Genomic DNA, 15,505 nt, shown 5'->3' with positions numbered 1-15,505 from the left:
TGGCGACAAACCTTTTTAAAAAACGCACATCGGATAAAGAGACATAAACCAAAATCGCCACAAAGAGTGAGATGAATAAATTGATGTTATCTCTAAAAAAGTCATAAACTTTATATAAAACTGTGTCTTTTTTAAATCGGTTATTTGGTAAATTAACCATAATTCTTAATAAAAATTAAGGATTATAACATATCTTTGTTGGCTAATTTATTTTGCACTTATTTAACTACAAAAATTATACCAAACCCATGACTTGATTTATCAAAATCATCAGTCATAACGCCAAACTACATCAAGCAGAGTTACCAATAATTCTCCACCGCAATATTACCCACGCCACGACGGTTCATGGTTAAGCCTTTGTTTTTGAGGGCGTTTTTGGTGTCGTCCACCATGTCAGGATTGCCACATAGTAGCACATGGGACGTATCGGCATTCAAGGTAAGCCCCACATGGCGTTCAAGCTCGCCTGTGTCTATCAAGGCAGGGATACGCTGATTTAGACAGCCATCCACCGTCTCACGAGTAACAATCGGCACAAAATGTAGTTTGGCAGGGCTTTCTACTAGCTCGGCAAAGGTTTGGTTTAACTCATTGATTTTACCCACATAAGCAAGCTCGGCATGAGTGCGAGAGCTGTATACCAGCACGATGTCATCATAATTTTGCCAAGTCATCAAATCGCCAAGCATGGACAAAAACGGAGCAAGTCCTGTGCCTGTGGCAAGTAGCCACAAATCCTTTGGAGCAGGTTCTTGATAGCGGGCAAGGGTCAAAAAACCAAACGGCTCGGGGTTCAGATAGAGCGTATCACCCACGTCCAAATGCTGTAATTGACTGGTAAACGCCCCGTCTGGCACCACCACGCTAAAAAATTCCAACATCTCATCATACGGGCTAGACACCACCGAATAGGCCCGAAAAATCCGCTCATCGGGGGCGTTTTTGGTGTGTTTTAGTTCGTTTGGATTAACCCCAAGCCGTGCAAATTGCCCTGCATCAAAACGAAAGCCGTCAGGACGTGTCGTGGTAAAGCTAAACAGCGTGGGCGACCAGACGGTCTTGGTAAGTACGGTAATGGGCGTGGCGTGTTGGTCGGACATGGTTTTTCTCTTTTTAAATTTGTCTATTGTAAATCATTGACACAAAAAAACAAGCACAAACTCATCATTTGTGCTTGTTTGCAAGACTTGCGGTTTGGCAGTTTTACCCCACCACTGCAAACTGTGCCAACTGTAACAGCCCGTTTGGCAAGACACCGAGCAGTACTATCAAGGCGGTTATCAATAACAGCATGACCCCACCTGCCTTGATACCCCATTGTCCGTGAGCGTCAAATTCTAGGTTGGCTTTGGGTTTTTGGTACAGTCCCACCAGTACTTTTAGATAGTAATACAAACCGATGGCACTGCCTAGGATAATCGCCCCTGCTAGGACAAACTGCATGCCCTGCACGGCGGTAAAGATGACGTTAATCTTAGTGATAAACCCTGCTGTCAAGGGAATGCCTGCCATGGACAGGAGCATCATCGTTAGCACCGCCGTTAGTACAGGGCGACGCCAAAACAGCCCTTGATAGAATCGCATGTCATCTGCCTCACCACTGACCGACGTATGCCCACGCTCTTTGTATGGACTTGACATCAAGGCAATCACCCCAAACGCCCCCAAACTGGTCAAGGCATAGATCGCCATGTACACACTAATCACGCCCGTACTGCCCTTGCCCACCGACAACAGTGTTGTCAAGGCATAACCCATGTGGGCGATTGATGAGTAGGCAAACAGTCGTTTTAGGTTCGTCTGACTGATGGCAAGTACGTTACCTGCCACCACCGAAAGCACTATCATCACCACCAATGCCGACTCAAAAGATGGCAAAAGTGGCACGGCAGACGTGGTGAAAAAGCGAATGGCAAGTGCCATCATCGCCACTTTACTCACGCTCGCCAAAAATGCCGTTATCGGAGCAGGAGCCCCTTCATAGACATCACCCGCCCACGAATGAAACGGAGCAACAGACAGTTTAAACGCCACCGCCACGAGCATCATCACCGCCCCCACCACCAAAAGTGGCGATAGGTACGTGCGATTCATCATCACATCAAACAGCCCACCAAACGTCAGTACGCCTGTATCGGCAAAGATAAATGCCATACCCATCAGTAGTATGGCGGACGCTGTGGCGGACAAGATAAGATATTTTAAGCCAGCTTCTAGCGAGCGAGAGCGTAAGAAAGTATAGGCAAGCATGCCATACATCGGCACCGACAACAGTTCTAGCGACATAAAAAATGACGCCAAGTGCGTGGCAGATGTCATCAGCATCGCCCCAAGCGTGGCGATGAGAATGAGCAGATACAGCTCATCTTTGTTGTCTTTTAGCGTTTCAAAATAGCCATACGCCAGCGTGCATGACCCCAGTGCCGTGATAAGCACCACCGCCATATTAAACTGGGCAAAGCCATCTATAACAAATAATGGATTGACCACATAATCCACCACCCACTTATCAAACGCCTGCAAGCCCAAGCAAAGTAATGCGATATTAAGACCAACCACACTTAGGGTCGCCGACCAAAAATGCGACCGCTTAAAGGCAATGGCAAGCATGACCACCAACGCAGTGATTGCCACCGCCACCATCGGAGCAAAGGACGACAATAAAGCCATGAATGAATATTGCATTAGTGTTCTCCTGTCTGCTCAATAAGGTGCGCAAAAGGCGTCTCTTCATCGCCTGCATGACTCTCATCACGACCCATGTTCACACCCTGCTGTTCTAGACGTTCAATGACGGGGGCAGGCAAGGGTTTTTGTATGGCAGTTACCCCATGTGTATAAGATGACGTGATAAAACTCATGGCAGAATTTGACGCATTTAACACAGGCTGTGGATATAGACCCATCCACACCAAGCCACTTGCCAAAATAACAAGTAGGCCAACTTCACGCTTACCCAAATCCTTTAACTTACCGCCTTTGGCAGTTGCAAGCTCGGGGGCGGTATTTTTACCAAATAAAGTTTGATAAATCAAAATCAATGAATACAGCCCACCAAGCACAAGACTGACCGTGGCAAGCATCACAATCACAGGATACTGATTAAATGAACCGATTAAAATCAAAATTTCACCGATAAAGTTGCCCGTGCCGGGGATACCCAAAAGCGCCGCACAAAAGAACATGAGCAGTGGAGCAAAATAACGAAATTGACCCCACATACCGCCCATCAGGTTCAGATCGCGCGTATGCAGACGCTCATACAGCTGACCCGCCATGATGAACAGTGCCGCGCTAGATAAACCGTGAGCGAGCATTTGCACCATCAAGCCCTGTAGCGAGATGATATTGCCAGCATAAATGGCAAGCAGGACAAAGCCCATGTGCGAGATACTGGTATAGGCAAGCAGGCGTTTGATGTCGGTCTGGGCAAAGGCGACAAACGCCCCATAAAAAATCCCAATGGTTGCTAACGTAATCGCCACAGGGGCAAATTCGGCAGACGCTGTCGGAAATAATGGCAACACAAAACGCAATAAACCATACGCCGCCGTCTTAATCAAAATCCCTGCCAAGTCCACCGAACCTGCCGTTGGGGCTTGGGCGTGGGCATCAGGTAGCCAGCCGTGCAATGGGAAAACGGGCAATTTGACCGCAAAGCCCACAAAAAAGCACAGCATGATGGCGTATTCCCATCTGCCTAGATTAACCCCCAGTAGCTCTTGGTAAGAAAATGTCAGCACGCCTGTTTGAGAAAAATTCACCAGCACCAACATAAAAATACCGATGAGCATAATCAACCCAGACGCTTGGGTATAAATAAAAAACTTGGTGGCGACATATTCTTTGGTTTTGCCATTTGTGGCGTTATGCCCCCATAGGGCAATCAAAAAGTAAATGGGCAGTAGCATAAGTTCCCAAAAGAAAAAGAACAGGAACAAATCCACCGCCATAAAAACACCAATCACACCGCCCAATGACCACAGTAGGTTAAGATGGAAAAAGCCCACTCGGCGGGTAATCTCACCCCACGAACAGCCCACCGCCATAATCCCTAAAAATGCCGTCAAAGCCACCATGAGTAAGGATAAGCCATCAACCGCCAAATGAAACTGTATGCCAAAGACATCAATCCACGGCAAGATGAACTCCGCCGCCCATGGTAAATTTTGAGCATTAACCGCTTCGTCGGTGGCAATTTGCACGTTAAAGCCCCCTTGTTGCCACAACAGCAAAGACAGCCCAAAGGTAAGTATCGTGCCGATGAGTGCCACCCATCTGGGCAAATGATTGTCCATTTTTTCAATGAGCCAACACAAAAAGCCTGTCACAAAAGGAATGGCAATCAATGTCGGCAAAAGCCAATTTTGTTCTGTCATGTTATTTCACCATCATTACTGCCAATACCAAAATAAACGCAAGCCCCACGCCAAAGCTCACAGCGTGTGTGCCAAGTCGCCCTGTTTGGGTTTTTACCAACAGCTTGTTGCCAAGTTTGACCCCAAAAGGCAAGATATTCCAAAGTTTGTCCACAGGGTCGCCCTTTAAGAATTTGCAAATTGCCAAAAACGGCTTGACAAACACAAGGTCATAAAGAGCGTCAAAACCCAGTCCGTGATAGCACCAATAAGTACACGCCCCACCAAAGGCAGAATTTGTCCATTTTGTCAAAATCTTACCCTTGTCAAGCACATACAAAAAGTACGCCAACGCCAAGCCAAGTGCGGTTACGCCCACAGCGATAATCTCGGCGGTGTGCTTGCCGTCTGTAAGGGTACTACCCACGCTCGCTGGCAAGACATTTGCCAAAGGCGGATGAATCCACGCCCCAATCCCTGTCGATAGCACCAGTAGCACCACCAAAGGCAAGGCATAGCTGACACCAGACAACTTCTCGCCATGCGTTTTTTCTTGTCCAAAGAACACAAGATAAATCAAACGAAAAGTATAAACAGCCGTCAAAAACGCCCCAAACACGCCTGCCCAAAACAGACTCATGTGTCCTGTGGCATAAGTTTCCCACAAAATCGCTTCTTTTGAATAAAAGCCAACCGTTACAAAAGGCAAGGCAACCAACGCCCCACCACCAACGACAAACGACCAAAACACAAGGGGGATTTTTTTACGCAGACCACCCATCTTAAAGATGTTTTGCTCATGGTGTGTTGAGATAATCACCGCTCCACTGGCTAGGAATAACAACGCTTTAAAAAATGCGTGCGTCATCAAGTGAAAAATCGCCACTTGCCACGCCCCAACGCCCAAAGCGATGAACATATATCCAAGCTGACTCATGGTAGAGTAAGCAAGCACACGCTTGATGTCGGTCTGTGCCAACGCACAAAATCCCGCCACCAGCATAGACAACGCCCCCACGCCACCGACCACATACAATAGCACATCAGGGGTCAGCATAAAGACAGGGTGCATACGGGCAATCAGATATACCCCTGCCGTTACCATGGTAGCCGCGTGAATCAGAGCCGACACAGGCGTGGGGCCCGCCATCGCATCGGCAAGCCAAGTGTGCAGTGGAATTTGAGCCGATTTACCAAACGCCCCACCGATAAGCATTGCCACGATAAGCATAAGCATGGGATCATTGACAGCGAACATGCTGTCGGCTTTGGCATTGATGGTGGTCATGTCAAGCGTACCAAACACCACAAACAACAAAAACAGCCCAATCGCCAAAAACACATCGCCAACACGGGTTACGGTAAATGCCTTGATAGCGGCCCGTCCATTGGCTCGGTTGTGATAATAAAAACCGATAAGTAGGTATGAGCAGATACCCACGCCTTCCCAACCCAGATAGAGTAGGAGTAAGTTATCCGCTTGTACAAGCAATAACATACTTGCCACAAATAGATTTAGATAACTAAAAAAACGGGCATATCCTGTCTCGCCTTTCATATACCAACTGGCAAACAGATGAATCAAAAAGCCCACGCCTGTGATGATGGCGGTCATGGTCAAGGACAAACCGTCCAATGCCAAGCCAAATTTTGGGGCAAAACCGCCCACCGAAAACCACGTCCACAGTGTCGTAAATACCGTCTTATCACTGCTGTTTGCCAGATAATCTATGCCCACAACTGCCGTGGTCAAGGCGGACAAACCCATGACTCCCACGCCGATTATCGTGGCAAGTTTTTCTGAAATTCTATTTCGCCCTGTGGCTAATATCAAAAAGCCAATCAAGGGGAAAATAAAGGTCAATGCTAACAAATTCATACCGCCCTACCCCTTTAACTTACTGGCATGATTGACATCAAGGCTTCTAAACCGATGATAAAACTGCAACAGTATGGCAAGCCCTATCGCTGCTTCGGCTGCCGCCAGCGTCAAGACAAAAATAAACATAATCTGCCCGTCTGCCTTGCCCCACATATTACCCCCCACCACAAAGGCAAGGGCAGCGGAGTTCATCATAATCTCTAAACTCATAAGCATAAACAGCACATTTCGTCTTGCCATGACCCCAACCAAGCCAATAGCAAAGAGTATCGCCGAGACAATCAAGGCATGATGAGCAGGCACGCCAAGACTGGAAAGCTCTGCCGTTTGGGTTGCCGTTTGTAAGGAACTCATGATTTACCCCCTTGTTGTTGGCTAAATACAGGTGCATCAGGCTGGCGGTTTGGTGCATCATTGTCTGGGTCATCTTGATAATGACTCACGTTTTCATCATCTAGGGCTTTTTTACCCAAATGATACGCCGCCACCAACGCCCCAAGCAATAAAAATCCTGCCACTTCCACAAGCAAGACATATTGGGTAAATAGGCTGATGCCCACGTCCTTTACGCCAATGGTGTTATCTTGTAACATAGTGCTATCCCCTGCGGTCAAAAACCCAACAAGCACGCCACCGATGATGAGCGTCATACAAAACGGGGTTGCCCACGCATTGGCAGTCAGCCACGTCTTTTCTTCTGTCGTATCCGTGCCTAAGTTTAACATCATAATGACAAACACAAATAAGACCAAAATCGCCCCAGCATAGACAATCATTTCAAGCACGCCTGCAAATGGAGCTCCGATGATAAAGAAAATCCCCGCCACCGCCAGCAGGCTCACTATCATGGATAAAATGGCATGGACGGGATTGGCGTGCGTAACCACCCTTAGGCTTGCCCAAATCGCCACCAGCGACAAGGCATAAAAGCCCACCGCATCGCCATTTGCCAAAAACGCCTTTAACACATCAATCATGGCAACAAACTCCGTACATTGACAGGCTCTGCTTCACGCTCGTGCGACCCTTTGGGCTTATCGTCTGTTGCCATGCCTGTTACTCGATAATAGTTATATTCTGGGTATTTGCCCACGCCACTAATCAGCAAATGCTCTTTTTCATAGACAAGATTTTGGCGGTTGTATTCGCCCAATTCAAAATCAGGAGTTAGCTGAATGGCGGTAGTCGGACAGGCTTCTTCACACATACCACAAAACACACAACGGCTAAAATTGATACGAAAAAATTCAGGATACCAACGACCGTCTTCACGCTCCGCCTTTTGTAGGCTAATACAGCCCACAGGACACGCCACCGCGCATAGGTTGCAGGCCACACAGCGCTCATCGCCGTCAGGGTCTCTTGTTAGTACAATTCGCCCACGAAAACGGGGTGGTACAGGTACAGGCTGTTCGGGGTACAAAATCGTGTCTCGTGGACGCAAGGCATGAGAATTTACCATCCACATAGAGCGTACAATGGTAAAAATGCCCACCGCCGTATTTTTTAAAGTTGCAAACATTTAATTCACCATCAAAATCACAAAAGCAGTCATCAAAAGGTTTAGCAAGGTTACAGGCAAACACACTTTCCAACCAAAATTCATCACTTGGTCATAGCGTGGACGCATGAGCGAGCCACGAGCCAACACAAATAAGGTCATAAAAAACAAGGTCTTAATCAAAAACCAAAACACAGGCGGAACAAAGGGTAGATCTAGGTTAAAAGGAGCAAGCCAGCCCCCAAAAAACAAGCAGGTCATCAAGGCACTAATCACCACGACATTGACATATTCGCCAATAAAAAACATACCAAATTTCATGCCTGAGTATTCCACATGATAACCCTCGGCAAGCTCTTGCTCGGCTTCTGGTTGGTCAAAGGGGTGTCTGTGCGTAACCGCCACGCCTGCCACCACAAAGGTCAAAAAGCCCAAAAACTGCGGAATGACGTTCCAGACGGTTGTTTGAGCTTCTACAATCTCACGCAAATTAAACGAGCCTGCCATCGCCACCACGCCCATTAGCGACAAGCCCAAAAACACCTCATAGCTAATCGTCTGAGCCGCCGAACGCAAACCGCCAAGCAGCGAGAACTTATTGGCACTTGCCCAACCGCCAAACATAACGGCATACACAGCAAGCCCTGCCATGGCAAAAAAGAACAAAATGCCAATGTTCCAATCCGCCGCCCCAAGCGTGGGCGATAGCGGAATAATGGCAAAACTTGCCAAAGCGGTAAACATGGCAATGGCAGGGGCGAGCGTAAACAGGCGTTTGTCGGCAAAATTGGGCGTCCAGTCTTCTTTAAAAAAGATTTTTAGCATATCCGCCACCAGTTGTAGCGACCCTTGCCAACCGACCCTATTTGGACCATAGCGGTCTTGCCACAGGGCAAGCATACGCCGTTCATAGACAATCATGAGTGCTGCCGTGATGACAAGCCCCAAAAAGATAATCAAGGTCTGGGCGGTCATAAAAATAAGCGACCACCACTCAAAGGACAAACCGCCAAGCCATGACGGCACATCAGGAATCACACGAATACTCATTTATGCCCCCACTTGCATTGCTAACGGTGCGTTATTAAACCCAGCTTTTGGCGTAAAGATATTTTCACGCTTGATGGTTGCCAAATTTGCCACGCTTTTTTGATATTCAGGCACATAGACAGGCGTGTCGGTCTCTGCCTTTTTGACGGTTGTCGGCACACCGACCATAAACGGCACAAGCCCGTCAGGATAGCCGATACAGCCGTCCGCCACATAGTCCACCACGTCCACAGGCAGGGTAATCTCTATCCCATATTGGCTAAGGGTTAGCTTATCGCCTGCCTTGATAATCCAACGCTTGGCATCATCATCGCTGATTGTCCATGTGGCAGGCTTGATTTGACTTGCCACCACAGGGCTACGGCTTGCCATGCGTGAGCTTGCAAATAGATTGTGTACAGGAACAACGACCGCACGACCGTCAAAAATGCTCGTGCTTATCATGCTGTCAATCTCGGCTTTGTCAAATACCGTCTCCACTTTTGGCAAGTTATCAAACAGACGAATGCCGACATCTCCGCCTTTTAGCCGTCCGCCCACTTTTTCTTGGAGCTTATTCCATGCTTGGGGAGAGTTCCAGCCTGCACTCCACGCAAATGGGATAAGGCTTGGGTCAGTCTTATCGCCCACATAGCCTTCCATGGAGAAAGTCAAACCGCTGTCCTTATCCTTAGGTTGCATGGGTTCGTGGATAGAAATGGGCGAGCGTAACACCGTCCGCCCCGAATAACGGCGTGGCTCACGGGCGACTTTTAGCCCTGTAATGCGATAATCCGACTCGGGGGCAACGTCTTTGATTTGGGCAAGGTGTGGATAATCGGTGATAAGCTCATCAATGACATCATCAAGATGATACCATGTTGGCTCATCATTGCCATTTGTCAAACTGGTGCCAATCAAGGCGTTAGCGACAGCTTGTAGCCAACGCCAGCTGTCTTTTAGCTCGCTGTTTGGCTCATAATATTTTTTGTCAAAACTGGCAAAAAACCGCCCTGCTCGCCCTTCGGCAGACACCAGCGTACCGTCGCTTTCTGCAAATGACGCACCAGATAGCACCATGTCGGCTTTGGTGTGCCAGTCATAAGACTGGTGGTCTAGCACGATGAGCGTTTTTTCGGTCAATTTGTCAAATTGGCTTGGGGCAAGGTTGGCTAAGTCATGTTCTAGCACCACCACCGCATCAAATTCTTTTGCCAAAATCTCCTCTATCGCTTGTCCGCCAAGCAAGTTTACGCCTACGCTGTTCGCCTCTGGCATGGCAACGTACACGCCTGTTTTGTCGGCATATAGAGCATTTATTTTTAATAAGCGAGATGAGAGTTCTTTTTCAAACTCATTGGGGTCTCGCTCTGTGGTGTGTGTGCCGTCCGTTTTGGCATCTTTATCAGGGTCAATGAATTGACGAGCCACTTCATCACGGATTTTGGCGTTTTGCACTTCCACAAATTCACGTTCCACATGGGCGATTTTGGCACGTTTGGCGGTCAAGGTTTGGGCAATATAGCCTGTCGCTTGCACGATTGCTTTTGATGACAAGCTGGTGCCTGTGATGACAAGTGGACGGTTCGCCATAATCAAATCATAAGCGATATGATGAGCCAAGAACTCCATTGCCATGTTCTCATCTATCACAAGATTTGGCTCTTGTTCTTTGGCAAAAATGACGTTCTCACTTTTGCCAATCTCATCTAGTGTATCGGCATAGCCCTTGATAATGTCGCCCACCATAAAGCCCAGTTTGGCGATGTCGTTTGGCGTGGCAACGGCAGACACTTTGGCGATGTCGGACAGCTTGGTATCTACCACGCTCGCCACATAAATGGGACTGTACGCCTCTTGCCCGATACGCTTGACAGGCTCAGCAAGCCAATGCTCGGTTTTTAGGGCGGTTGCCATTTGGCGGGCTTTGTTTTTGGACGCTTGACGCACCGACAAGGCGACACGGCTTGCCGTTTGGGTCAAATCCTCACCCAACACAAACACACTATCCGCCGTCTCAATCTCTGCCAAAGACACATTATGCACGTCTTTGTGGCGTAACAGCGCCACGCCCAAATCCACCACGTCTTTAACGACCGCTCGCTCGCCTGTGCTGTAATTGTCTGCTCCGACCAGTTTTTTTAGGGCAAAATTACTCTCCAAACTTGCCCGAGCCGAGCCAATACCAATGACGTTTTTGCCTTTTAATAAGTCCGCCACGCTATCGACCGCAAGGCTTGCACTGGTTTTGACAAATTGTCCGTTTACATTTTGCACAGGCTGGGTTGGGCGATCGCTACGATTGACATAGCCATAGCCAAAACGCCCACGGTCGCACAAAAAATAACCGTTTACATCATGATTATAGCGGTTTTCAATACGTCTAAGCTCGCCATAACGCTCGCCTGCCGAGATATTGCAACCACTTGAACAGCCATGACAAATGCTTGGGGCGTATTGCATGTCCCATTTACGGTTGTAGCGGTCTGAGTGCGTTTTGTCGGTAAATACGCCAGTCGGGCAAACTTCGGTCAAGTTACCACTAAATTCGCTCTCTAATTGTCCGCTTTCTTCACGCCCAAAATAGACACGGTTATTTGACGCATACACCCCAAAATCCGTGCCACCTGCGTAATCCTTATAAAAGCGTACACAGCGATAGCAAGCGATACAGCGGTTCATCTCATGATTGATAAACGCCCCTAAATCTTGGTTGTGGTGCGTGCGTTTGGTAAAGCGGTAACGGCGTTTTCGGTGTCCGCTCATGTAGGTCATGTCTTGCAAATGACAATGACCGCCTTCTTCGCAAGTGGGGCAATCGTGGGGATGATTGGTCATCAAGTATTCCACAATGCTTTTGCGAAATGCCTTTGCCTCGGCATCGTCCACCGAAATGTACATATCATTGGTTGGGGCGACCATACAGCTCATCACCAGCCGTCCACGCCCTGCCTTATAATCGTCTTCGTTATTGTACTGCTTAACCGCACATTGACGGCACGACCCCACCGAGCCAAGTGCAGGGTGATAACAAAAATATGGCACATCAATGCCAAGCGACAGACACGCCTGTAATAGGTTGTCCGAGCCGTCCACGTCATAGGTTTTGCCGTCTATATGAAGGATTGCCATGTTATGCCCCCACCTTGTTGTCTTGTGGCTCTGATTTGCCCACTTTTGCCTCAAATTCATGACGGAAATAGCGTAACGCACTCATGAGTGGCTCCATCGCCCCTGGGGCATGAGCACAAAAAGTCTTGCCAAGCCACAAATCTCGTGTCAGCTCGGACAGTTTGTCAATGTCGTCCGCTTGCCCTTGTCCGCTTTCCATCGCATCAAGGATTTTTACGCCCCACGGCAAACCATCACGGCAAGGCGTACACCAACCGCACGATTCTCTTTGAAAGAATTTTTGTAAATTTTTGGAAAGGCTAACCATATCCTGCGTTTCGTCCACCACCATCATCAGACACGTCCCAAGGCGACTTCCTGCCTTCATAATCGGGTCAAAATCCATGACAAGGTCAAGGTGCTCATCGCTTGCCGTCAAAAAGTCGGTACTCGCTCCCCCTGGAAGCCACGCCTTTAAGGTCAAGCCGTCCTGCATACCGCCCGCCAGTTCAATGATTTCCCTTGCGGTATAACCAAAGGGCAATTCCCACAATCCTGCGTCCTTAACCCGACCGCTACACCCCATAATCTTTGTACCAGGGGTTTCAGATTTGCCTTTTTTCTTGGGTAGATCCAAATACCACTCCACGCCATTTAACAAAATGGCGGACATATTGTTAAGCGTTTCTACATTATTCACCACAGTAGGACGACCCCACGCCCCTGATACTTGGGGAAATGGCGGTTTGGTGCGGGGGTTGGCACGGCGACCTTCCAAGCAGTTAATGAGTGCCGTCTCTTCGCCACAAATATACCGCCCTGCCCCTGTGTGAATGTGTAGGTCAAATTTAAAATCTGTGCCCAAGATATTCTCGCCCAAAAGGTTGTTGGCAATACATTCGTCCACCGCTTTTTGCAATCTTTGTGCCGCCAAAATATATTCGCCACGGATAAAGATATAGCCAACGCTCGCCCCAATCGCATAAGCAGTAATCAGCATTCCTTCAATGAGCTGAAAAGGCAACCGCTCCATCAAAAGGCGGTCTTTAAAGGTGCCGGGTTCCATTTCATCGGCATTACAAATCAAATACCGCACGCCACCGTCAGGCGGAGTCATAAATGTCCACTTTAAGCCTGCGTTAAAGCCTGCACCGCCCCGCCCACGCACATTGGCGGTTTTAATCATTTCGCCGACTTCTTTGGGGGTTTTTGCCAATGCGTTTTTTAAGCCTTTAAAGCCGTCTAAGGCTTCATACTCGGCAAGGTTTAGCACCGCATCGTGATGATACAGTCGCCAAGTCAAAGGGTGCGTTAAGGAAGTGGGGGCTTCACCTTCTGCCAAGCCCACACCCCAAATCGGGGTTTTTTGGCGGTTTAATTGGCTTGGGGCAAGTCCATTTTTACGAGCATTGATTTGCTCGGCGACATTTGGTTTATTCATGCGTATTGCTCCAACAATAGACCGACCTCAGACGGCAACACCGGTCCATAAGTATCCTCATCAATCAGCACGCTCGCCCCCTTGTCGCAGTTGCCAAGACAGCAAATGGGAAGTAGGGTAAAGCGACCGTCCTTTGTGGTTTGCCCATAATTAATGCCAAGCTCACGCTTAAAAGCATCCGCCAATGCCTCATAGTCGTTTAGATAGCAAGCGATAGAATCACAAATCAAAATCACATGGCGACCGACTGGCATACGATAAATGCGGTTAAAAAATGTCGCCACACCCTCCACGTCCGCCACAGGCATAGACAGCATATGGGCTATGGCGTGGACTTGGGCATCGTCCACCCAGCCGTTACGTTTTTGGACGAGTTTTAAGGCATCAAGCACCGCCGCCCTCGGTTGTGGGTAGTGATGAATGTGATGATGAATGCCGTCAATTTCTTGGGGCGTTAAAATGGCGTGAATGTCCACTTTGGGGGTTTTGTCGGTTACTATTTTCATAAAGTTACCTGTGCTAGCGTCAGCTTGCGGTTTTGGTTTTATTTATTAAATTGATAAAACTAACTTAATTTTATCAGTTTAACAAATGGTTGGTTTAAATTTTTTGATGTATGATATACACCCTATTTTTACTCATCAATATTTTCAAAATAGGGCAAGATATCCATACTTCTTCCTTAATCACTCCTTTTTATCATCAGCCTCTTCGGCATCAGTGTGAAGTGATAATGAGCTTGCCATTTCATTTTGTCCATCACGGCGAGTACCTTTGAGTTTGATTTGTAAGCGTAGCTCATTAGGCGAGTCGGCATTACGAATCGCTTCATCATATGAGATAGCCCCTTCATCATATAGGTCAAACAACGCTTGGTCAAAGGTCTGCATACCCACTTCACGGCTTTTTGTCATAATCGCTTTTAACTCGTGCATTTCACCCTTTAAAATCAAATCTGCCACAAGGCGGGTGTTGAGCATGATCTCCACCGCCGCCCGCCGCCCTTTGCCGTCTTCGGTACGGATTAGGCGTTGGGAAATAATCGCTTTCATATTGCTGGACAAATCCATAAGTAGCTGTTGGCGACGCTCTTCTGGGAAGAAGTTAATGATGCGGTCAAGCGTTTGGTTGGCGTTGTTGGCGTGGAGCGTGCCTAGGCACAAATGCCCCGTCTCGGCAAAGGCAATGGCATGCTCCATTGTCTCAGTATCACGAATTTCCCCAATCAAAATCACATCGGGGGCTTGTCTTAGGGTGTTTTTTAAGGCGTGGTGCCAAGAATGCGTATCCACGCCAACCTCACGGTGCGTAATCATCGATTTTTTGTGCTTATGCACATATTCCACAGGGTCTTCCACCGTGATGATATGCCCTGCCGAGTTTTCGTTGCGATAGTCAATCATCGCCGCCAAACTTGTGGACTTACCAGACCCCGTACCGCCCACGACCAGCACCAAACCACGTTTTTCCATGATGACATCACGCAGTTGGGGCGGTAATCTTAATTTGTCAAAGTTTGGAATCTCAGCCGCAATGGTACGAATCACCATACCAACCTGTTGCTGTTGGATAAAGACATTGACACGAAAACGACTCACATTTGGCACGTTAATGGCAAAGTTACATTCCATTTCACGTTCAAATTCATCACGCTGATAGTCATTCATGATACTGTATGCAAACAGTTTGGTTTTGTCGGCACTTAATACCTGCTTGCCAAGCGGTTTCATCAAGCCTTGGTGTTTGACGCTCGGCGGAAATTCTGCCGTGATAAATAAATCCGATGCCCCAATCTCAACAACTTTGGTCAGCATATTATACATGATGGTCTTAGCCTCATTGAGCGTCTCTTCAGCAAAGGCAACCAAGGTTTCTTCAGAAATATGATGTGAACTCATAAAACTCTCTTTGTTAATTAAATTTTGGGTGTTTAATTTTTTGATAAGAAATTAAACAATTATCTATACCTACTAAACTTAAAAATTACCACAATCTGTAAATTGGGTTGAACGATAGTGAAATCCAATATTATCAAAATCAGACCTTAATTTTGTTGGGTTTTGCAAAGCTCAACCCAACCTACACGCCATTTATTTAATTTTGATAATTTTTCAATCAAAAATCAAACATTGAATTAATTTTTAACTTTAGGATTTTAAGGGTGCGTGTTACGCACCTTT

The 15,505-nt window shown here is 47.5% G+C and carries 12 protein-coding genes; all 12 read right to left on the bottom strand.

What is annotated here, in order from left to right:
• Window positions 1–302: 302 nt before the first annotated feature.
• Window positions 303–1,103 (bottom strand): ferredoxin--NADP reductase, encoded by an 801-nt coding sequence (locus tag B5J93_RS08845; protein ID WP_079326059.1) that lies wholly within the window; start codon window positions 1,101–1,103, stop codon window positions 303–305.
• A gap of 103 nt (window positions 1,104–1,206) precedes the next feature.
• Window positions 1,207–2,688, bottom strand: a complete 1,482-nt coding sequence (locus B5J93_RS08840) for an NADH-quinone oxidoreductase subunit N (RefSeq protein ID WP_079326058.1) — start codon at window positions 2,686–2,688, stop codon at window positions 1,207–1,209.
• On the bottom strand, window positions 2,688–4,382 hold the full coding sequence (gene nuoM, locus B5J93_RS08835; RefSeq protein WP_079326057.1) for an NADH-quinone oxidoreductase subunit M: 1,695 nt from the start codon (window positions 4,380–4,382) through the stop codon (window positions 2,688–2,690). The genes B5J93_RS08840 and nuoM overlap by 1 nt, the downstream gene beginning before the upstream one ends.
• A 1-nt stretch (window position 4,383) precedes the next feature.
• Window positions 4,384–6,240 carry an NADH-quinone oxidoreductase subunit L gene (gene nuoL / locus B5J93_RS08830; protein ID WP_079326056.1) on the bottom strand — a complete coding sequence of 619 codons (1,857 nt, stop codon included), beginning with the start codon at window positions 6,238–6,240 and terminating at the stop codon, window positions 4,384–4,386.
• Window positions 6,241–6,246: 6 nt separating this feature from the next.
• Entirely contained in the window at window positions 6,247–6,597 is a 351-nt protein-coding gene (gene nuoK, locus B5J93_RS08825; protein ID WP_079326055.1) for an NADH-quinone oxidoreductase subunit NuoK, read from the bottom strand.
• The gene (gene nuoJ, locus B5J93_RS08820; RefSeq protein ID WP_079326054.1) at window positions 6,594–7,220 is read right to left on the bottom strand and encodes an NADH-quinone oxidoreductase subunit J; all 627 of its coding nucleotides are present in this window, start codon (window positions 7,218–7,220) and stop codon (window positions 6,594–6,596) included. Before nuoJ ends, nuoK begins: the two co-directional genes overlap by 4 nt.
• Window positions 7,217–7,765: an NADH-quinone oxidoreductase subunit NuoI gene (gene nuoI, locus B5J93_RS08815; protein ID WP_029102048.1), complete on the bottom strand. Its 549-nt coding sequence runs from the start codon at window positions 7,763–7,765 to the stop codon at window positions 7,217–7,219. The genes nuoJ and nuoI overlap by 4 nt, the downstream gene beginning before the upstream one ends.
• Entirely contained in the window at window positions 7,766–8,794 is a 1,029-nt protein-coding gene (gene nuoH / locus B5J93_RS08810) for an NADH-quinone oxidoreductase subunit NuoH (protein ID WP_078273084.1), read from the bottom strand.
• The gene (gene nuoG, locus B5J93_RS08805; RefSeq protein ID WP_079326053.1) at window positions 8,795–11,905 is read right to left on the bottom strand and encodes an NADH-quinone oxidoreductase subunit NuoG; all 3,111 of its coding nucleotides are present in this window, start codon (window positions 11,903–11,905) and stop codon (window positions 8,795–8,797) included.
• Window position 11,906: 1 nt separating this feature from the next.
• Complete coding sequence (nuoF, locus tag B5J93_RS08800) at window positions 11,907–13,325, bottom strand: NADH-quinone oxidoreductase subunit NuoF (RefSeq protein ID WP_079326052.1); 1,419 nt, start codon at window positions 13,323–13,325, stop codon at window positions 11,907–11,909.
• A complete protein-coding gene (gene nuoE, locus B5J93_RS08795) occupies window positions 13,322–13,831 on the bottom strand; it encodes an NADH-quinone oxidoreductase subunit NuoE (RefSeq protein WP_079326051.1) in 510 nt (169 codons plus the stop codon). The genes nuoF and nuoE overlap by 4 nt, the downstream gene beginning before the upstream one ends.
• A 180-nt stretch (window positions 13,832–14,011) precedes the next feature.
• A complete protein-coding gene (locus tag B5J93_RS08790) occupies window positions 14,012–15,223 on the bottom strand; it encodes a PilT/PilU family type 4a pilus ATPase (RefSeq protein WP_079326050.1) in 1,212 nt (403 codons plus the stop codon).
• Window positions 15,224–15,505 lie beyond the last annotated feature (282 nt).

It is taken from the genome of Moraxella equi (assembly GCF_002027555.1).
Taxonomy (GTDB): Bacteria; Pseudomonadota; Gammaproteobacteria; order Pseudomonadales; family Moraxellaceae; genus Moraxella; species Moraxella equi.
Note: the sequence above shows the minus strand (reverse complement) of the source record. Positions and strands in the feature narration are given on the sequence as shown.

Bases quoted from the DNA above. Each gene is read 5' to 3' on its own strand.
- nuoH (WP_078273084.1), bottom strand. From the start codon at position 8,794: ATGAGTATTCGTGTGATTCCTGATGTGCCGTCATGGCTTGGCGGTTTG.
- nuoK (WP_079326055.1), bottom strand. From the start codon at position 6,597: ATGAGTTCCTTACAAACGGCAACCCAAACGGCAGAGCTTTCCAGTCTT.
- nuoL (WP_079326056.1), bottom strand. From the start codon at position 6,240: ATGAATTTGTTAGCATTGACCTTTATTTTCCCCTTGATTGGCTTTTTG.
- B5J93_RS08790 (WP_079326050.1), bottom strand. From the start codon at position 15,223: ATGAGTTCACATCATATTTCTGAAGAAACCTTGGTTGCCTTTGCTGAA.
- nuoF (WP_079326052.1), bottom strand. From the start codon at position 13,325: ATGAATAAACCAAATGTCGCCGAGCAAATCAATGCTCGTAAAAATGGA.
- B5J93_RS08845 (WP_079326059.1), bottom strand. From the start codon at position 1,103: ATGTCCGACCAACACGCCACGCCCATTACCGTACTTACCAAGACCGTC.
- nuoI (WP_029102048.1), bottom strand. From the start codon at position 7,765: ATGTTTGCAACTTTAAAAAATACGGCGGTGGGCATTTTTACCATTGTA.
- nuoM (WP_079326057.1), bottom strand. From the start codon at position 4,382: ATGACAGAACAAAATTGGCTTTTGCCGACATTGATTGCCATTCCTTTT.
- B5J93_RS08840 (WP_079326058.1), bottom strand. From the start codon at position 2,688: ATGCAATATTCATTCATGGCTTTATTGTCGTCCTTTGCTCCGATGGTG.
- nuoG (WP_079326053.1), bottom strand. From the start codon at position 11,905: ATGGCAATCCTTCATATAGACGGCAAAACCTATGACGTGGACGGCTCG.
- nuoE (WP_079326051.1), bottom strand. From the start codon at position 13,831: ATGAAAATAGTAACCGACAAAACCCCCAAAGTGGACATTCACGCCATT.
- nuoJ (WP_079326054.1), bottom strand. From the start codon at position 7,220: ATGATTGATGTGTTAAAGGCGTTTTTGGCAAATGGCGATGCGGTGGGC.